Source organism: Mesorhizobium sp. LHD-90 (assembly GCF_030929505.1).
Lineage (GTDB): Bacteria > Pseudomonadota > Alphaproteobacteria > Rhizobiales > Rhizobiaceae > Kumtagia.
In genome coordinates this window covers 15,258-31,384 of record NZ_JAVFVV010000006.1, presented here as the reverse complement: position 1 = coordinate 31,384, position 16,127 = coordinate 15,258, and the positions used below count along the sequence as shown (strand labels likewise).

The window sequence follows — 16,127 nt, the reverse complement described above, 5'->3', positions numbered from 1 at the left end:
GCGTTTCCTCGTGGAGGGCGTCAGCGTGGTAGCTGGCGTGCCCTCCGGTCCGGTATCAGTCTTCGAAGGCGTCGGTAAAATCATGGCGGCCGGCCATGAAGGCATCGGCGACATGGCGCAGCGGCCTGAGATCGACGTCGCTTTTGCCGGCGGCGATCAGGCCGGCGAAACGCCGGTAGACGCCGGCATATTCGACGTCGCCCTCGTTCACGACCGCCTCGCCCTTGATGAACAATTTCGCGCCGCCGGATTGCAGCAAAAGTTCGCCTTCGTCGGTGGCGACGCGTATGTCCCAGGTCTGTGGGCCGGTCTGGCGCCAGTCGAAGGTGGCGGTGACCCGATCCGCGCCGGCGGCGTCGGCGAAGGTGAGGTCGGCGGCGATCGGCTGGGCGCGGTTCTTCGGGAACAGCAGCGTCGCCGAGGTGAGATAGATCGGCATCGGCAGGATCTCGGTGACGATCGACAGCGCGTTGATGCCCGGATCGAACACACCGAAGCCGCCCGGCTCCCAGATCCACGCCTGGCCGGGATGCCATCGGCGCACGTCCTCCTTCCAGTCGACGCGCATCGAGCGGATCGAGCGGTGGGCGAGCCAGTCTTTCGCGGCGGCGACGCCGGCGGCGTGGCGCGAATGCCAGGTGGCGAACAGGGAGACTTTCGACGCCGTCGCCGCGGCGACGAGATCGTCGAGTTCCGACAGCGTGGCGCCCGGAGGTTTTTCCAGAAGCACATGCTTGCCGGCGGAAAGCGCCTTCAGCGCGGCGGCGTGGCGCGGGCCGGGCGGCATGCAGAGCGCGACGGCATCCAGCTTTCCGACGCTGTCGAGCAGCGTCTCGATGTCGGGGAAGCCTGGGACGCCCTCGACGCTGCCGTGGCGGGAGGCGGTGGCGACAAGCTCGAAACCGGCGTCGCGGGCGATGGTCGGGACGTGCTGGTCGCGCGCGATCTTGCCGACGCCGACGATGGCGATGCGGATGGGAGTCATGGCCGGCCTACAGCGCCTTCACCGCCACCGGCCTCGCCTTGTCGGTGGCAAGCGGGTTGCGCAGCGGAAGCGTGAAGGGTTTTGCCTCGATCTCGAACACGTCGCCGTTCTCCGGCTTGATGCCGTCGGAGAAGGACAGCGTCGCGGTGCCGAAGAAGTGGACATGCACGTCGCCGGGGCGGCGGAACAGATCGTATTTGAAGTGGTGGTGTTCCAGATTGGCGATGGTGTGGGACATGTTGTCCTCGCCCGACAGGAACGGCTTTTCCCAGATCACCTTGCCGCCGCGCCGGATGCGCGAAAAGCCTTCGACATGGCCGGGCAGAGGCCCGGTCAGCAGTTCCGGGCCGATCGAAGCGGGACGCAGCTTCGAATGCGCCAGCCACAGGTAGTTGTGACGTTCGGTGATGTGGTCGGAGAACTCGTTGCCAAGCGAAAAACCGACGCGGAACGGCGTGCCGTTCGGGCCGATGACGTAGATGGCAGCGATCTCGGGCTCCTCGCCGCCGTCCTGCGCGAAGGCAGGCGACACCAAGGGAGCCTCCGGCGCGATCACGCTGGAGCCGTCGCCCTTGAAGAACCATTCGGGCTGTGCACCGGTCGCGCCCGGCTTCGGCTTGCCGCCCTCGACGCCCATCAGGAACATGCGCATCGAATCGGTCGGCTTCTCGGCGGAAGCGGCGGCCTTGTGCATCTTGTCGCGGCCCTCGGCCGAGCCGAGATGGGTGAGGCCGGTTCCAGCCAGCATCAGGTGCGACGGATCGGGATGGTCGATCGGGGCAAGTACCCTGCCCTGGCCCAGCGCAGCGGCGAGATCGACATAGGGTCCCTGCGGCAGCGCCGCAACCGTCGCCTCAAGGCTCTTGCCGTCGGCGATGGCGCGCTGCGCCAGGTCGTAGGTGGAGGAGACACCGCCCACCAGCCTCGCCGCGCCGTCGTCTTCGGCAGCCGCCACCCGACGCTCGCCATCATGAACGAGCTGAACCAATCTCAAAGCCATTAAGTACGCACCGGCGGGCCGCCGGCTCCTCCAATCTCGCGAATGACGAGTCCGATCGTCCCTTAAAGTTATATAGTATGACTTTTGAGCGGTCCAGCGATTAAAAGCAGACTGGCCCTCTCCTGCATAGCAAAAGAAGGGCCGGGAATTTGAGAGAAAAGGTGCCTCGACAACGCACGGCACTGCAACACGCCCCACCTCTTAAGCGGCCGCTGGCGCGCCGATCTCCTCCAGCACGTGCCGGTAGAGCCCTGCCGCGGCGGGAGACAGCACCCGGTCGCGCAACTTGATCAGGCTATAGGGCTGCACCTCGATGTCGAAATCGATGGGCAGCACGTCGATCGCGCCACCAAGACCGTTCTCGCCGCCGATGAACCGCGCGACCTCGACCGACACGGGTGCGATGGCGTCGGACTGCGCCACCATAACCAGAGTGAGCAGCAGCGACCCGGTGTTGAGCACGCGTTCGGGTAGCGGGATGCTGCGCGACAGCAGGATGCGCTCCATGCTTCTGCGGAGCAGCGACCCCGCCGGCTGGAACACCCAGTCGTAATCGGCCAGCCGCTCCGCCGCGACCATGCCGCGCCCGGCGAGCGGATGGCCGCGCCGCACGATCAGGCAGGCGCGCTCGACGCCGATCTCGCGGCTCTCGAACAGCCGCGGATTGAGGTCGTCGGGTATGCGGGCGACGATGAAATCGTGGCGCGAGGCGAGCAGCTCGCGCGCCAGCACGGCGCTGGTGTCGACCTGGATGTTGACCTCCAGCCGCGGGTTCTTCTCGCGCATCTTGCGGATCGCGGGTACGACGAGTTCGATCGCGGGCGCTGTGACCGCGCCGATGAAGACCGAGCCGCCCTTGCCGAGCCGCAGGTCGGAAATCTCACGGTCGACCTCACGCAGCTCGAGCAGGATGGCGCGCGCCCGCCGCGCCAGCACCTGGCCATACGGCGTGAGCCCGACGCCGCGCGACAGCCGCTCGCAGAGCGGCACCTTCAAAATGCCCTCCATCTCCGAAATCATGCGCGAGGCAGCCGGCTGCGACATGCCGAGTACCTGCGCGGCGGCGCTCACCTGTCCGTGGTCGTCCAACGCCACCATCATGCGCATATGGGCGAGCTTCAGGCCGCTGCGTAGCAGCGTATCGGCGCCTAATCCCGGGATTTCGAGCCGGTCGGACACACCTAAATCGGTTCGTATGGCCGACATCACAAAAATCCTCCCTGCCGCGGCGGCAGCCAGCCTTATACCGAATTTGTTATAATGATCGTCATAGTTTTAATTTGACAGTTATATCGATTTGAGAACAGGGTCGGATCGTCTCGGGGTTTTCCCTTGGCAGCGCGAGGGTTTGCGTGCGCCACGGGGCGGCCCGAGCGGCGGGAGGAATAAGCAGAAAAACAACAATGCCCGTAAGGGCCGGCTCAGTGACCGGGCGACCGCGCAAGGCGCCTCGAAATTCCTAAAGGGAGAAACTATCGTGAACTTTACCAGAAGAACCATTCTTGCCGTCGCGGCGGCGGGCTTCGCCGCCTGCTCCGCGTTGTCCATGCCGGCATTCGCGCAGGACAAGGGCCTCGTTGGCATCGCCATGCCTACGAAATCTTCGCTGCGCTGGATCAGCGACGGCAACGAACTGAAGGCCGCGCTGGAAGCCAAGGGCTATACCGTCGACCTGCAGTATGCCGAGGACGACATCCCGAACCAGCTCGCCCAGATCGAAAACATGGTCACCAAGGGCGCCAAGGCGCTGGTCGTCGCCTCGATCGACGGCACCACGCTGAGCCAGGTGCTGCAGCAGGCCAAGGACGGCGGCGCGATCACTGTCGCCTATGACCGCCTGATCCGCGAGAGCCCGAATGTCGACTATTACACCACCTTCGACAACTTCAAGGTCGGCGTGCTGCAGGCCGAGTCGCTTCTCAAGGGTCTCGGCTATCCGGAGAAGCAGGGTCCGTTCAACATCGAGCTGTTCGGCGGCTCCCCGGACGACAACAACGCCTTCTTCTTCTACGACGGCGCCATGAGCGTGCTGCAGCCGCTGATCGACAAGGGCGTGCTGGTGGTGAAGTCGGGCCAGATGGGCATGGAAAAGGTCGGCACGCTGCGCTGGGACGCCGCGGTCGCGCAGGCCCGCATGGACAACATCCTGTCGGCCAACTACTCGGACGGCAGCCGCGTCGACGCGGTTCTGGCTCCGTATGACGGCCTGTCGCGCGGCATCATCTCGTCGCTGCGCGGCGTCGGCTACGGATCGGCCGATCAGCCGTGGCCGATCATCTCCGGCCAGGACGCCGAGACGCCTTCGGTGAAGGCGATCATCGCCGGCGAGCAGTATTCGACCGTGTTCAAGGACACCCGCGAACTGGCCAAGGTGACCGCGGCGCTGGTCGACACCGCGCTCTCCGGCGGCAAGCCCGAGATCAACGACGAGAAGACCTACAACAACGGCGTGAAGGTGGTCCCGTCCTACCTGCTCGTCCCGGTCTCCGTCGACAAGTCGAATTACGAGCAGATCGTTGTCGGCTCGGGCTACATCAAGGCCGAAGATCTGAAATAAGACCGACTGCATCGAAGAACCCCGCGCCTCCCGCGCGGGGTTCTTTCGTTTCCTTTCCGCTTCCCGTAGATTGCCACGGGAGGACTTTTGGCGGGACGAGGGCATGGACGACATCATTTTGGAGATGCGCGGCATCACCAAGACCTTTCCGGGCGTGAAGGCGCTCGAGAACGTCAATCTGAAGGTCCGGCGCGGCGACATCCATGCCATTTGCGGCGAAAACGGCGCCGGCAAGTCGACGCTGATGAAGGTTCTTTCCGGCGTCTATCCCTTCGGCAGCTATGACGGCGACGTGCGCTACGAAGGCAACGAGTGCCGCTTCCACGGCATCCACGATTCCGAAAAGGTCGGTATCGTCATCATCCACCAGGAACTGGCACTTGTGCCGATGCTCTCCATCGCCGAGAACATGTTCCTGGGCAACGAGCAGGCAAGCGCCGGCGTCATCGACTGGAACAGGACGAGACGGCGTGCCGCCGAGCTACTGCGCAAGGTCGGCCTGCGCGAGGACCCCGACACGCTGATCACCAACATCGGCACCGGCAAGCAGCAGCTTGTCGAGATCGCCAAGGCGCTGGCCAAGGACGTCAAGCTGCTGATCCTCGACGAGCCGACGGCGTCGCTTTCGGAAAAGGACAGCCAGGCGCTGCTCGACCTGCTGCTTGAATTCAAGACGCAGGGCCTGACCTCGATCATGATCTCGCACAAGCTCAACGAGATCAAACGCATCGCCGACCAGATCACCGTCATCCGCGACGGGCAGTCGATCGAGACGATGGACAAGGCCGACATCACCGAAGACCGCATCGTCACCTCGATGGTCGGGCGCACGCTGGAGAACCGCTACCCGACGCGAACGCCGAATATCGGCGAAACCATCTTCGAGGTGAAGAACTGGTCCGTCTACCATCCTCAGCATCCCGAGCGGCAGGTGATCAAGGGCATCAACCTGCATGTCAAGAAGGGCGAGGTGGTCGGCATCGCCGGCCTGATGGGCGCCGGGCGCACCGAATTGGCGATGAGCGTCTTTGGCCGCAGCTATGGCGTCAACGTCACCGGAGAAGTATTCCTGCACGGCAAGCCGGCCGATACCTCGACGGTTCACCGGGCTGTCGCGAGCGGGCTCGCCTACGCGACCGAGGACCGGAAGGTGTTCGGCCTCAATCTGATCGACCACATCAAGCACAATGTGACCATCGCCAACCTGCCCGGCGTGTCGAGCTCGGGCGTCATCGACGACATGGGCGAACTCAAGGTCGCCAACGACTATCGCAAGCGCACCAACATCCGCTCCTCCAGCGTCTACCAGATCACCGGCAACCTTTCCGGCGGCAACCAGCAGAAGGTCGTGCTGTCGAAATGGCTGTTCGCCAATCCCGACGTGCTGATCCTCGACGAGCCGACACGCGGCATCGATGTCGGCGCCAAGTATGAAATCTACACCATCATCAACAAGCTGGCCGGCGAAGGCAAAGGCATACTGGTGATCTCCTCCGAGATGCCGGAACTGCTCGGCATCTGCGACCGCATCTACGTGCTGAACGAAGGGCGCATCGTCGGCGAGCTCGCCGCCGACGAAGCCAGCCAGGAAAAGATCATGCGGGCGATCGTCCGCGGGGAAGAGAAGGCCGCGTCATGAGCACCGAAGCCACCACCGCCACGGTCGATGCATCGCGGGCCTCGGCGCGCGACGCCATGATGTCGAACCTGCGCGAATATGGTCTGGTGCTGGCGCTCATCGCCATCATGATCTTCTTCCAGTTGACCAGCAGTCCGCAGTTTCAAGGCTGGCTAGGCGCGTCGATGAAAGACGGGTGGTTTGCCCATCTATCCTTCGGCGACGCCATCAGCGGTATCTACCCGGCATTACGCGACGGCATCTTGTTCAAACCCGTCAACCTCACCAACGTGGTGCTGCAAAACTCCTACATCATCGTCATGGCGCTCGGCATGCTGCTGGTCATCGTGGCGGGCCATATCGACTTGTCGGTGGGTTCGGTCGCCGGTTTCATCGGCGCGGTCGCAGCGGTGCTCATGGTCAGATACGGCCTGAACCCGCTGGTTGCCGCCTTGGTCTCCATCGGAGTGGGCGCGGTCATCGGCGGGGCGCAGGGCTATTTCATCGCCTATATGAAAATCCCTTCATTCATCGTGACTCTGGCCGGCATGCTGGTGTTCAAGGGACTGCTGCTCTGGCTGTTGGGGGGTGAATCCGTCGGCCCCTTCCCCACCGAGTTCCAGATGCTCAGCGCCGGCTTCATTCCCGATGTCATCGGCCCGTGGACCATCGTCGCGCCCACGCTCAACGCAGCCGGCAATCCGATGCCCAACACCGGCCTCGTGCTGCATTCGACCACGATGCTGATCGGGGTGCTGATCATTGTGGCGATGCTCTATTTCGCGCTGCGCAGCCGCCGGGACCGGGAGAGCCATGGCTACGAGGCCGAACCCTTTGCCTTCTTCATCCTGAAGAACCTGGTGATGGGAGGCATCATCCTGTTCCTGATGTACAAGTTCGCGACCTACAAGGGTCTGCCCAACGTGCTGATCGTCATGGGCATCCTGATCGCCCTTTTCGTGTTCATCACCAAACGGATGACCTTCGGGCGGCGTGTCTTTGCGATGGGCGGCAACGTAAAGGCGGCCGCCCTTTCCGGCATCAACACCGAGCGGCTTACCTTCTACATCTTTGTCATCATGGGCATGCTGGCCGCACTTGCCGGCCTGATCTATACGGCCCGCCTGAACCAGGCGACGCCGAAGGCCGGCGCGGGCATGGAACTCGACGTCATCGCCGCCGTGTTCGTCGGCGGCGCATCCGCCATGGGCGGCGTTGGCGAAGTCGCAGGCGCGGTCATCGGCGCCTTCATCATGGGCGTGATGAACAACGGCATGAGCCTGTTGAGCATCAACATCGACTGGCAGCAGGTCATCAAGGGCCTGGTGCTGCTCGGCGCGGTCGCCTTCGATCTCTACAACAAGAAGAAGGCATGAGCCTTCAGTCGGCCGCACCGCCATTTGCGAGGATGCGGTCGAGCAACGCGGCCAGCCTGTAGCCTCCCTCTTTCAGCCGGTCGCGCGCGATCGGCCAGTTGTCGTCGAGATAGGTTTTGGGCAGCCATGGCAGCACGTCGCGACGGCGGGTCTCCAGGCGGGGATCCTCGAAAATCGTGTCGCGGGCGATGTCCCTGCCCTCCAGCGCCCAGTCGGCCGGCGTCGAGCCTGTCTCCGGGCGCATCGACGCTGCCTCGACGACGTCGACCAGCGCCTGCCGATCCTTGCCGCGGCTGTCGACGATCGCATCGTCCCAGACGTCGTGCAGCGTCGTCACCGTGCCGTGGAGCACGACGGCGCGGGCGCCAGTGTCGGCGCTCGCATGCAGCGGCTGGTGCAGGTCGCCGACGAGATGGATCAGGTATTTGAGTGCGGTGACGCGCGCCGTCGCCGGATTGGTACGGTCGGCCAGCACCGCCGCATAGGTGTCGATCGCGGCAACGAGGCAGCGGTTCCGTTTGCATACTGTCGCCGGGTCGTAGCCGGAACGGTCGAGCGGCAGGCGCACTACATGCGACGGCTGGTCGGGAATGCGCAGCGCCTTGATCAGGTCGGCCCACAGCGACACCTCCGCCATGCTTTTCGCCCCTTCGGTGCCGAGCAGCGCCTCGACCTCGGCGCGCGCAGCGGGCGAAAGATGGCGCCGGCGATCTCGGCGACGATCGCATGTCCGGAACGGCCCCAGGCCAGCGCCTGGGACGGATCGGCCGCGGCCAATGCCAAGGCGAAAAGAACTGCCTTCATGGCCACGACGATAGCGCCGATCATGGCGGATATCAGCCGCTTCGCCTGGCAGTCATGCCCGCGAAAAATCAGGAAAGGGCTTCCATGATCTCGTCGGCGGTCAGCAGGTCGGAATATTTCTGGCCCATGTCGAACAAATTTGCGTGGTGCGGTCCCAGCGCCCGATCACCGACGCAATCGGTGGCCACCACCGTGCGGTAGTTGAGGCTCATGGCGTCGATGACGCTGGCGCGCACGCAGCCGCTTGTCGTGCAGCCGGTGACGACCAGCGTGTCGACGCCGTGACGAAACAGGCATGCCGCGAGCGGCGTGCCGAAGAAGGCGGAGGCCTGTGTCTTGCGCACGACGATCTCGCCCGGCAGCGGTGCGAGATGCTCCACTACCTGGCTCTCATGGGCGGTCTCAGTGAGGCTGCGCAGGCGCGGCAGCTTTTCCGACCACAGGCTCGCATCCGAACCGTCCTGGGCATAGACGATGCGGGTAAAGACGACCGGCAGGCCGCGCGCGCGGAAAAATTCGAGAAGCGGGCGGGTGGCAATGACCGCCTCGGCGATGTTGCCGCCGCCGAGGATTTCGGGATCGTGAAACCCGTTGACGAAATCGATGACGAGCAGCGCCGCCGACTTTCCAAAACCAGTCCTGCCGCCGAACTGCTGCCTGCTGTAGACATCCGCGTCGTCGGTCATCGTCCCCTCCCAACCCGTTGTCAGCGCAAGCCGGCGAAATAATTCAGCGACCTGCGCAAATCCTCCGCGCGATAGCCACGGCCGATCACCACGATCGTGTCGTCCTCGCGCGAGGCATCGTCGTCCTGCCCCGGCAGGATTTCGGGCGACTGCACGATCTTGCGCACGCTCTGCAGCAGCAGCCGGCCGGCCGGCGTGCGCACCACGCCCTTGACGCGCATGACCTGGTCGCCGCGCGCATGCAGCAGGGCCGACAGCCAGACGCCGAAGGCCGTCCAGTCCACAGTCTCGTCGAGAGCCAGCCGCGTGGCAAAGATCGGTGCGGCGCGTTCGCCCGATAGGTCCGGCAGATCGGCCGGCTCCACGCCTGTGCCATCCGGCGGCGGAACGTCCGACCCGTTGATCGCACCACCGATCGCCGCGCCGGGATTGAGGTGTTTTAAGGTGGCTGCGAGCCGCGCGATCGTCTCCGGATCGGCTGCGTCGAGTTTGGTGACCACCAGACGGTCGGCGATTTCCGCCTGCCGCCGCCCCAACGGCTCAGACGCTAGCTGCGAGAGCCCGTTCAGCCCGTCGACGGCGACGATGATCTCGCTGACGACGATGTGGTGTATCAGCATGGCGTCGGCGCGGATCGCCTCGACGATGGCGCCGGGGTCGGCCAGCCCGCTGGTTTCCAGCACGATGCGCTGCAACCGGCTCTCGCTCGAAAACGTGCGGCTGCGTTCGTCGCACAGTTTTCGCAAGGCGGCGATGAGATCGGCCCGTCCCTCGCAGCAGGCACAGCCGCCTGCCAGCACCGTCAGGGCCGATGATTTGCCCAGAAGCACGTCGTCGACCGGCGTCTCCGCGGCCTCATTGACGACGACATGCGCATCCCGGAACCGGCCGTGATGCAGTTGATGGCGCAGCCAGGTCGTCTTGCCGGAACCGAGAAAGCCGCCCAGCACGGTAAGCCGCATGCGGGTCTCGACCCCGTCCACAATCACGCCACCTCGCGCTCCTGCGCGGCGCCCAAAAAACGCGGATCGAGCGGGTCGACAGGCCGGCCGATCATCCGCTCCGCCTCGGCCCAGACTTCTTCCAGGTTCTGCACGATCACTTCCTGGCCGGACAGCGTCGAAAGCTGGATGCCCGGGATGATCGCGCCGTCATGCGCGGTGAGGCCGTAGGCCGGCAGAACAGACTTCAGTACCTGCGAACGGCGGAAGCGCGCGCGCAACCGCTCGCCCGGACCCGCGGCGCCCGCCTCGGTCCAGTGGCCCGGCGCGGCGGGATTTCCGCAATTTGCGCACATCTTTTCGTCTCCGTAGCGGAGACGGCGGCGATGCCGCCCTCCCCTTGTCGACGGTCGTCAGATGACTTCCGGCCGCGCCTTGCCAGCGAACGGGAACCGCTTGCGGAAATCCTCGGCGATCTCCTCAAAGGTCATCCATTTCACGCCGTCATGGCCGTTGATGTACTCGATCAGCCGCTCCAGCATCAACAGCACCTGCGGCCTGCCGCTGACGTCCGGGTGGATGGTGAAGGGGAACACGCCGTAATCCATCTCGCGATAGACCCAGTCGAACTGGTCGCGCCACATGCTCTCGATGTCGCGCGGGTTCATGAAGCCGTGGCTGTTCGGCACCTTCTTCATGAACATCATCGGCGGCAGGTCGTCGACATACCAGTTGGCGCCGATCTCGACGAGGTCGATCTCCTTGCCGTGCTTGAGCGGGTGCATCCACTCCTCGGCCTTCTTGGAGTAGTCGATGACGTTCCATGAGTCGCCGACACGGGCGTAGAAAGGCTGGAAGTCGCGATAGCCCTGGCTGTGGTCGTATTTGAAGCCGTATTTCTGCAGCAGCGCGGCGGTCGAGGCCGACATTTCCCACCACGGCGCCACATAGCCGCGCGGCTTCTTGCCGGAAAGTTTTTCGATCAGGTCGACCGACTTCGCCAGCACCGCCTCTTCCTGGGTCGGGGTCATGGCGATCGGGTTCTCATGCAGATAACCATGCGCGCCGATCTCGTGACCTTCGTCGACGATGCGCTTCACCTGGTCGGGGAACGTCTCGATCGAATGGCCGGGGATGAAGAAGCTGGTCTTGAGCTTGTATTTCTTGAACAGGTTGAGCAGCCGGATGTTGCCGACCTCGCTGGCGAAAATGCCGCGTTGGATGTCCGACGGGGAATCGCCGCCGCCGTAAGAGCCGATCTGGCCTGCGACCGAATCGATATCAGTACCGAATGCGCAGATGATTTCTTTCTTCGCCATCGTCTTTCTCCCATTCTGCCTGCTTTCGCAGCGCGTCCGATGTCTCATTCCCGGTCCGAATAGGATCATGAGAATATTGAAAAATCCAGATTTTTCTTTATCCCTGATAAGGGTTTAGGCGGAGAAGGCTGAACATTAAGATGAATGCCGCATCAATTGATGCGGGATTCATATCGCCGGGCTTGCGCACCATTTGGGAAGAGAGAAAAACATCATGAAACTTGTCATCGAGATCGCTGGAATGGCGTTCGACGCCCGCTTCGAGACGGAAAAGGCCCCGAAGACCTGCGCGGCCTTCGCCAGCCGCCTGCCTTTCGACGGCAAGGTCGTACATGTGCGCTGGAGCGGCGAGGCCGTGTGGATACCGCTTGGCGACACCGATTTCGGCGTCGGCTACGAGAACCATACGAGCTATCCAGCGCCCGGACAGATCCTGCTCTATCCCGGCGGCATTTCCGAGACCGAGATCTTGCTCGCCTATGGCGGCGTGCATTTCGCATCGAAGATGGGGCAACTCGCCGGCAATCATTTCATCACGCTGACATCCGGGCTTGAGCGGCTGCTGGAGATCGGCCGGCTGGCGCTGTGGGAAGGCGCGCAGCCGATCCGCTTCCGCAACGGATAGGCCACGCGTTCATTCCGGAGCCTCCGCGAACCATCCTCCTCACTCCCCTATTTCGAGACTGCGCCCTACGCCCAAATCCGGACATGAGCATTGACTCCTCCTTATGTTCATGATTTGTTCTAGTCATCAACGGCATGCCGTGTCAAGGAGTACGGACATGTTTCGTCAGGGTGAATTCGAGTTCATGGCCGGCCAGCCGCCCCGGCCCCAATATCGCGAGCGGCTGTTCCTCGGGGTATTTCCCGACGAAGTTACCGCGAATGCGATCGGCCGATTCAGTGGACGTTTCTCGACGGAGATCGGACTGACCGGCGAACGCCTGAAAGCCTTGCGGCTTCACACGTCGTTGATCCATGTCAGCGACCGTAAGCGCCTGCGCAGCCCCGACAGATTTGCAGCGGAACTGGCAGCCAATGCCGTCAGCATTCCTGCCTTCGAACTAACCTTCGGCCGAATGGGCAGCTTCCGAGGCATGCAGAAAAAGGACCGTCCGCTCCGGCATCCGCTGGTCCTACTGGCCGACGACGGGCCGATAAGAGGCCTCTACGATCTGCTTGGCAGCGGTTTGAGGAAATATCAGTTCCGTGTCACGGAGGAATTTCGGCCGCATCTGACGCTTTCTTACAACGAACAATTCGTGCCGACGCGAGCGATCGCGCCGATCGCCTTTCAGGTCACGGAATTTGCCTTGATCCACAGTGAGTTGTGGCTGACGAAGTACAACATCTTGCGGACATGGACGCTGCAATGAAGTGGTCCGCCGCTCGTGAGACAGGCCGCACTCGCTCTGCGCGGTGCTTCCGGTCGGTCCGAACGTCAGCGACGCGCCGCCAGCCACTGCGCATAGGAGCGGATGCCATCCAGCAGCGAAATGCGCGGGCGATAGCCGAGATCGCGTTCGGCCGCCGAAATGTCGAACCGCGCCTGCACGTCGTCGATCGGATCGGGGCCGGCGCCCATGGTGATGTCGGCCTGCGGCAGCGCGGCTTTGACCGTCCGCGCGACCTCCGCCAGCGTGACGTAGCTGCCGCCGGTGATCGTATAGCTGCGGCGCGGCAGTTTTTCCGCGTCGAGCGCCAAGACGAGCGCTGTGGCGACGTCGTCGACATGCACATATTGCCGATAAAAATCGCGGCCAAACGGGAAAGGCGTAGCGCGCTCGGCCTGTGCATCGAGGATCATCGTGCGGATCGCGCAGTCGGTGGTGCGCCCCGGCCCGTAGACCCAGGCCGGCCTGATGCTGACACCGTCGATGCCATGTTGGATCGCGTAGCCGTCGAGCAAATGTTCTCCGGCTGCCTTGCTGGCGCCGTAGACGCTGGTCGGTTTGAGCGGCACGTCTTCGGGCACGAGGTCGAGCCCAGCCGGGGTGTTGCCATAGGCGCTGACCGAGGAGCAGCAGACGACACGCCGCATTTTTCGAACCCGCGCCAGTTCGAGAATGTTCGCCGTGCCGACAACGTTCGACGAGACGATGAGATAGGGATTGTCCCGCGCCACCATCGGGCCGGAGATGGCGCCGCAGTGGACGACCGCCGTCGCGCTTGCAGCGAGTTCGTGGAGCCGGTGCACCTCGGTCAGGTCGCTGGCCACGATGTCCTGGCCACCGATCCGGTCTATCGCAATGACGCGGTCGCCGCGCTCGCGCAGCATGCGGTGAACGGCGCGGCCGATCAGCCCGGCCGCACCGGTCAGCAGAATGGTTTCGGTCATGAACTTTCCAGCGTTAGGGAAGCGGGCGGCGGTCGCCGCCCGCGGAAGAGGTTACACGCCGATCGGCATGTGCTCGGCGGAGCGCGTCACGGCGCGCGGCGCGGTAAGTTCCTTCCAGGTCGACAGGGCGCGGTTGACCTCCGGGAACGCCGGGCGCTTGACCAGCTTGCCGCGACCGGGTTGTGGCTGCGAGTTCTGGCCGTAAGACCACACCACATCGCCGCGCGACAGTGTGTAGCGAGCCTGTCCGTTCACCTTGACGCCCTCGAACACGTTGTAGTCGATGATCGACTTCTGGTTGGCCGCCGAGATCGTCTTCGACAGTTTCGGGTCCCAGACGACCAGATCGGCATCGGAGCCGGGCAGGATCGCACCCTTCTGTGGGTAGATGTTGAGGATGCGGGCGATATTGGTCGAGGTTACCGCCACGAACTCGTTCTGCGTCAGCCGGCCGGTCTCGACGCCCTTGGTCCACAGCACCGACAGCCGGTCCTCGAGGCCGCCCGTGCCGTTCGGGATTTTCGTGAAATTGCCGAGGCCGGTGCGTTTCTGCGCGGTGGTGAAGGCGCAATGGTCGGTAGCGACCACCTGCAGCGAACCGGCGGCAAGGCCGGCCCACAACGAATTCTGGTGGCTCTTGTCGCGGAAGGGCGGGCTCATCACGCGCTGCGCGGCATAGTCCCACTGCTTGTTGAAATACTCCGTCTCGTCGAGCGTCAGATGCTGGATCAGCGGCTCGCCATAGACACGCATGCCCTTTTGCCGCGCACGCCTGATCGCCTCATGCGCCTGCTCGGAAGAGGTGTGGACGATATAGACCGGCACGCCGGCGGCGTCGGCGATCATGATGGCGCGGTTGGTCGCCTCGCCTTCGACCTCCGGCGGACGCGAATAGGCATGCGCCTCCGGCCCCGTATTGCCCTCGTTCATGTACTTCTGCTGGAGCGCGGCAACGATGTCGCCGTTCTCGGCATGCACCAGCGGCAGCGCGCCAAGCGCCGCGCAGCGCTGGAACGAGGCGAACATCTCGTCATCGTTCACCATCAGCGCGCCCTTGTAGGCCATGAAGTGCTTGAAGGTGTTGATGCCGCGCTCGATCACCTTCGGCATCTCGTCGAAATGTTTCTTCGACCAGCCGTTGACGCACATGTGCAGCGAATAGTCGGACGAAGCCTGGCGCTTCGCCCTGGCTTCCCATTCGTCAAGTGCAGCCAGCATCCCGGCCTCGCCGGGGATGACGAAATCGACGACCAGCGTGGTGCCGCCGGAAAGCGCGGCGAAAGTGCCGCTTTCCCAGGTCTCGGCGGCGGTGGTGCCCATGAACGGCATTTCCAGATGGGTGTGCGGGTCGATGCCGCCCGGCATGATGTAGGCACCCTCGGCGTCGATGACCTTGTCGCCCTTCAGGTTGTCGCCGATCGCGGCGATCGTCTCGCCCTGGATGAGGATATCCGCCTCATAGGTCCGGTCGGCGGCGATGATCGTCCCGCCCTTGATCACTGTCGACATCAAGCTTCTCCTTTTTCTGCGGTCATCCGACCGATCCCGATGGTTCCCGGCGTCTTATTTCTCGGGCGGCGGCACCGCCCCCTTGCGCTCGACGATCAGCCTATAGGCTTCCGGCTCGCGATGCTTGGCAAAATTGAAGATGGTCTCGCGATAGCGCTTGCCGAGGTCGAGGTCGCAGCGCGCGGTGATGATCTCGTCCTCCAGCGACACCGCCTGAGCGACGATCTCGCCCGACGGCGCGATGATGGCGCTCTGGCCGACCATGTTCGATCCTTCCTCCACTCCGCATTTTGCCGTGCCGATCACCCAGGTGGCGTTCTGGTAGGCGCCGGCCTGCATCGACAGATGGTTGTGGAATTGCGTCAGGCTGTCGATGTCGGGGTGCCCGGTGTGATTGTACGGCGTGTTGTAGCCAAGCATGACCATCTCGACCTGCTGAAGGCCCATGACGCGATAGGTTTCGGGCCAGCGCCGATCGTTGCAGATGCACATGCCCATGACGCCGCCAAAACCGCGCCAGACCTGGAAACCGAGATTGCCCGGTTCGAAATAACGCTTCTCCAGATGTTGGTGGTCGCGCGGCTGCGGCTCAGCGAAACCCGGCAGATGCACTTTCCGGTATTTGCCGATGATAGCGCCAGAACGGTCGACCAGGATCGAGGTGTTGAACCGCCGTTTGCGGCCGTCTTCGACCACCAGCTCGGCATAGCCGAGATAAAAGCCGACGCCGAGCTTTTTGGCCTCGTCGAACAGCGGTTGGGTTTCCGGCCCCGGCATCTCCTTTTCATAAAAACTGTCGAGCTCGGCTTCATCCTCGATCAGCCAGCGCGGGAAGAAGGTGGTGAGCGCGAGTTCGGTGAAGACAACGAGTTCGGCGCCCCTGCCCTTCGCCTCGCGCATCAGCGCGACCAGGCGGCGGACCGTATCCTTGCGGGTTTCCGATCTGGCGATCGGTCCCATCTGCGCCGCCGCCGCATGAACGATGCGTGCCATT

16 protein-coding genes are annotated in these 16,127 nt (G+C 63.7%); 5 read left to right on the top strand and 11 right to left on the bottom strand.

Features of this window, described 5'->3' with window-relative positions; all coding sequences use genetic code 11:
- Nucleotides 1–55 precede the first annotated feature (55 nt).
- The 3 genes from RB623_RS09625 to RB623_RS09615 form a co-directional block, all read right to left on the bottom strand.
- Nucleotides 56–985, bottom strand: coding sequence for a Gfo/Idh/MocA family oxidoreductase (locus RB623_RS09625; RefSeq protein WP_308056574.1), 930 nt, complete (start codon nucleotides 983–985; stop codon nucleotides 56–58).
- Between the two features lie 7 nt (nucleotides 986–992).
- Entirely contained in the window at nucleotides 993–1,985 is a 993-nt protein-coding gene (araD1, locus tag RB623_RS09620; protein ID WP_308056573.1) for an AraD1 family protein, read from the bottom strand.
- Between the two features lie 201 nt (nucleotides 1,986–2,186).
- Complete coding sequence (locus tag RB623_RS09615; protein WP_308056572.1) at nucleotides 2,187–3,191, bottom strand: LysR family transcriptional regulator; 1,005 nt, start codon at nucleotides 3,189–3,191, stop codon at nucleotides 2,187–2,189.
- A 340-nt stretch (nucleotides 3,192–3,531) separates the two neighbouring features.
- Here RB623_RS09615 and chvE point away from each other — a divergent pair, with 340 nt between their 5' ends.
- From chvE to mmsB, 3 genes are all read left to right on the top strand, one after another.
- A complete protein-coding gene (gene chvE / locus RB623_RS09610; protein ID WP_308056858.1) occupies nucleotides 3,532–4,542 on the top strand; it encodes a multiple monosaccharide ABC transporter substrate-binding protein in 1,011 nt (336 codons plus the stop codon).
- A gap of 103 nt (nucleotides 4,543–4,645) precedes the next feature.
- On the top strand, nucleotides 4,646–6,181 hold the full coding sequence (gene mmsA / locus RB623_RS09605; RefSeq protein ID WP_308056571.1) for a multiple monosaccharide ABC transporter ATP-binding protein: 1,536 nt from the start codon (nucleotides 4,646–4,648) through the stop codon (nucleotides 6,179–6,181).
- Nucleotides 6,178–7,536: a multiple monosaccharide ABC transporter permease gene (gene mmsB, locus RB623_RS09600; protein WP_308056570.1), complete on the top strand. Its 1,359-nt coding sequence runs from the start codon at nucleotides 6,178–6,180 to the stop codon at nucleotides 7,534–7,536. Before mmsA ends, mmsB begins: the two co-directional genes overlap by 4 nt.
- 4 nt (nucleotides 7,537–7,540) lie before the next feature.
- On the opposite strand, the gene RB623_RS09595 is transcribed toward mmsB, so the two are convergent.
- The 5 genes from RB623_RS09595 to RB623_RS09575 form a co-directional block, all read right to left on the bottom strand.
- Complete coding sequence (locus RB623_RS09595) at nucleotides 7,541–8,281, bottom strand: S1/P1 nuclease (RefSeq protein ID WP_308056857.1); 741 nt, start codon at nucleotides 8,279–8,281, stop codon at nucleotides 7,541–7,543.
- A gap of 127 nt (nucleotides 8,282–8,408) precedes the next feature.
- A complete protein-coding gene (locus RB623_RS09590; protein ID WP_308056569.1) occupies nucleotides 8,409–9,026 on the bottom strand; it encodes an isochorismatase family protein in 618 nt (205 codons plus the stop codon).
- A gap of 20 nt (nucleotides 9,027–9,046) precedes the next feature.
- Entirely contained in the window at nucleotides 9,047–10,015 is a 969-nt protein-coding gene (locus RB623_RS09585; RefSeq protein ID WP_308056568.1) for a GTP-binding protein, read from the bottom strand.
- Entirely contained in the window at nucleotides 10,012–10,323 is a 312-nt protein-coding gene (locus RB623_RS09580; protein WP_308056567.1) for a hypothetical protein, read from the bottom strand. Before RB623_RS09580 ends, RB623_RS09585 begins: the two co-directional genes overlap by 4 nt.
- Nucleotides 10,324–10,380: 57 nt before the next feature.
- Entirely contained in the window at nucleotides 10,381–11,286 is a 906-nt protein-coding gene (locus RB623_RS09575; protein ID WP_308056566.1) for a polysaccharide deacetylase, read from the bottom strand.
- Nucleotides 11,287–11,500: 214 nt separating this feature from the next.
- Between RB623_RS09575 and RB623_RS09570 the strand changes: the two genes are divergently transcribed.
- A complete protein-coding gene (locus RB623_RS09570; protein WP_308056565.1) occupies nucleotides 11,501–11,911 on the top strand; it encodes a DUF3830 family protein in 411 nt (136 codons plus the stop codon).
- Nucleotides 11,912–12,068: 157 nt separating this feature from the next.
- Entirely contained in the window at nucleotides 12,069–12,662 is a 594-nt protein-coding gene (locus RB623_RS09565; RefSeq protein ID WP_308056564.1) for a 2'-5' RNA ligase family protein, read from the top strand.
- A gap of 65 nt (nucleotides 12,663–12,727) precedes the next feature.
- On the opposite strand, the gene RB623_RS09560 is transcribed toward RB623_RS09565, so the two are convergent.
- From RB623_RS09560 to RB623_RS09550, 3 genes are read right to left on the bottom strand one after another with little or no spacing between them, the layout of a single operon-like run.
- Nucleotides 12,728–13,624, bottom strand: a complete 897-nt coding sequence (locus tag RB623_RS09560; RefSeq protein WP_308056563.1) for an NAD(P)-dependent oxidoreductase — start codon at nucleotides 13,622–13,624, stop codon at nucleotides 12,728–12,730.
- Between the two features lie 51 nt (nucleotides 13,625–13,675).
- A complete protein-coding gene (gene hydA, locus RB623_RS09555) occupies nucleotides 13,676–15,133 on the bottom strand; it encodes a dihydropyrimidinase (RefSeq protein WP_308056562.1) in 1,458 nt (485 codons plus the stop codon).
- Nucleotides 15,134–15,187: 54 nt separating this feature from the next.
- The gene (locus tag RB623_RS09550) at nucleotides 15,188–16,126 is read right to left on the bottom strand and encodes an N-carbamoyl-D-amino-acid hydrolase (RefSeq protein WP_308056561.1); all 939 of its coding nucleotides are present in this window, start codon (nucleotides 16,124–16,126) and stop codon (nucleotides 15,188–15,190) included.
- Between the last annotated feature and the right edge of the window lies 1 nt (nucleotide 16,127).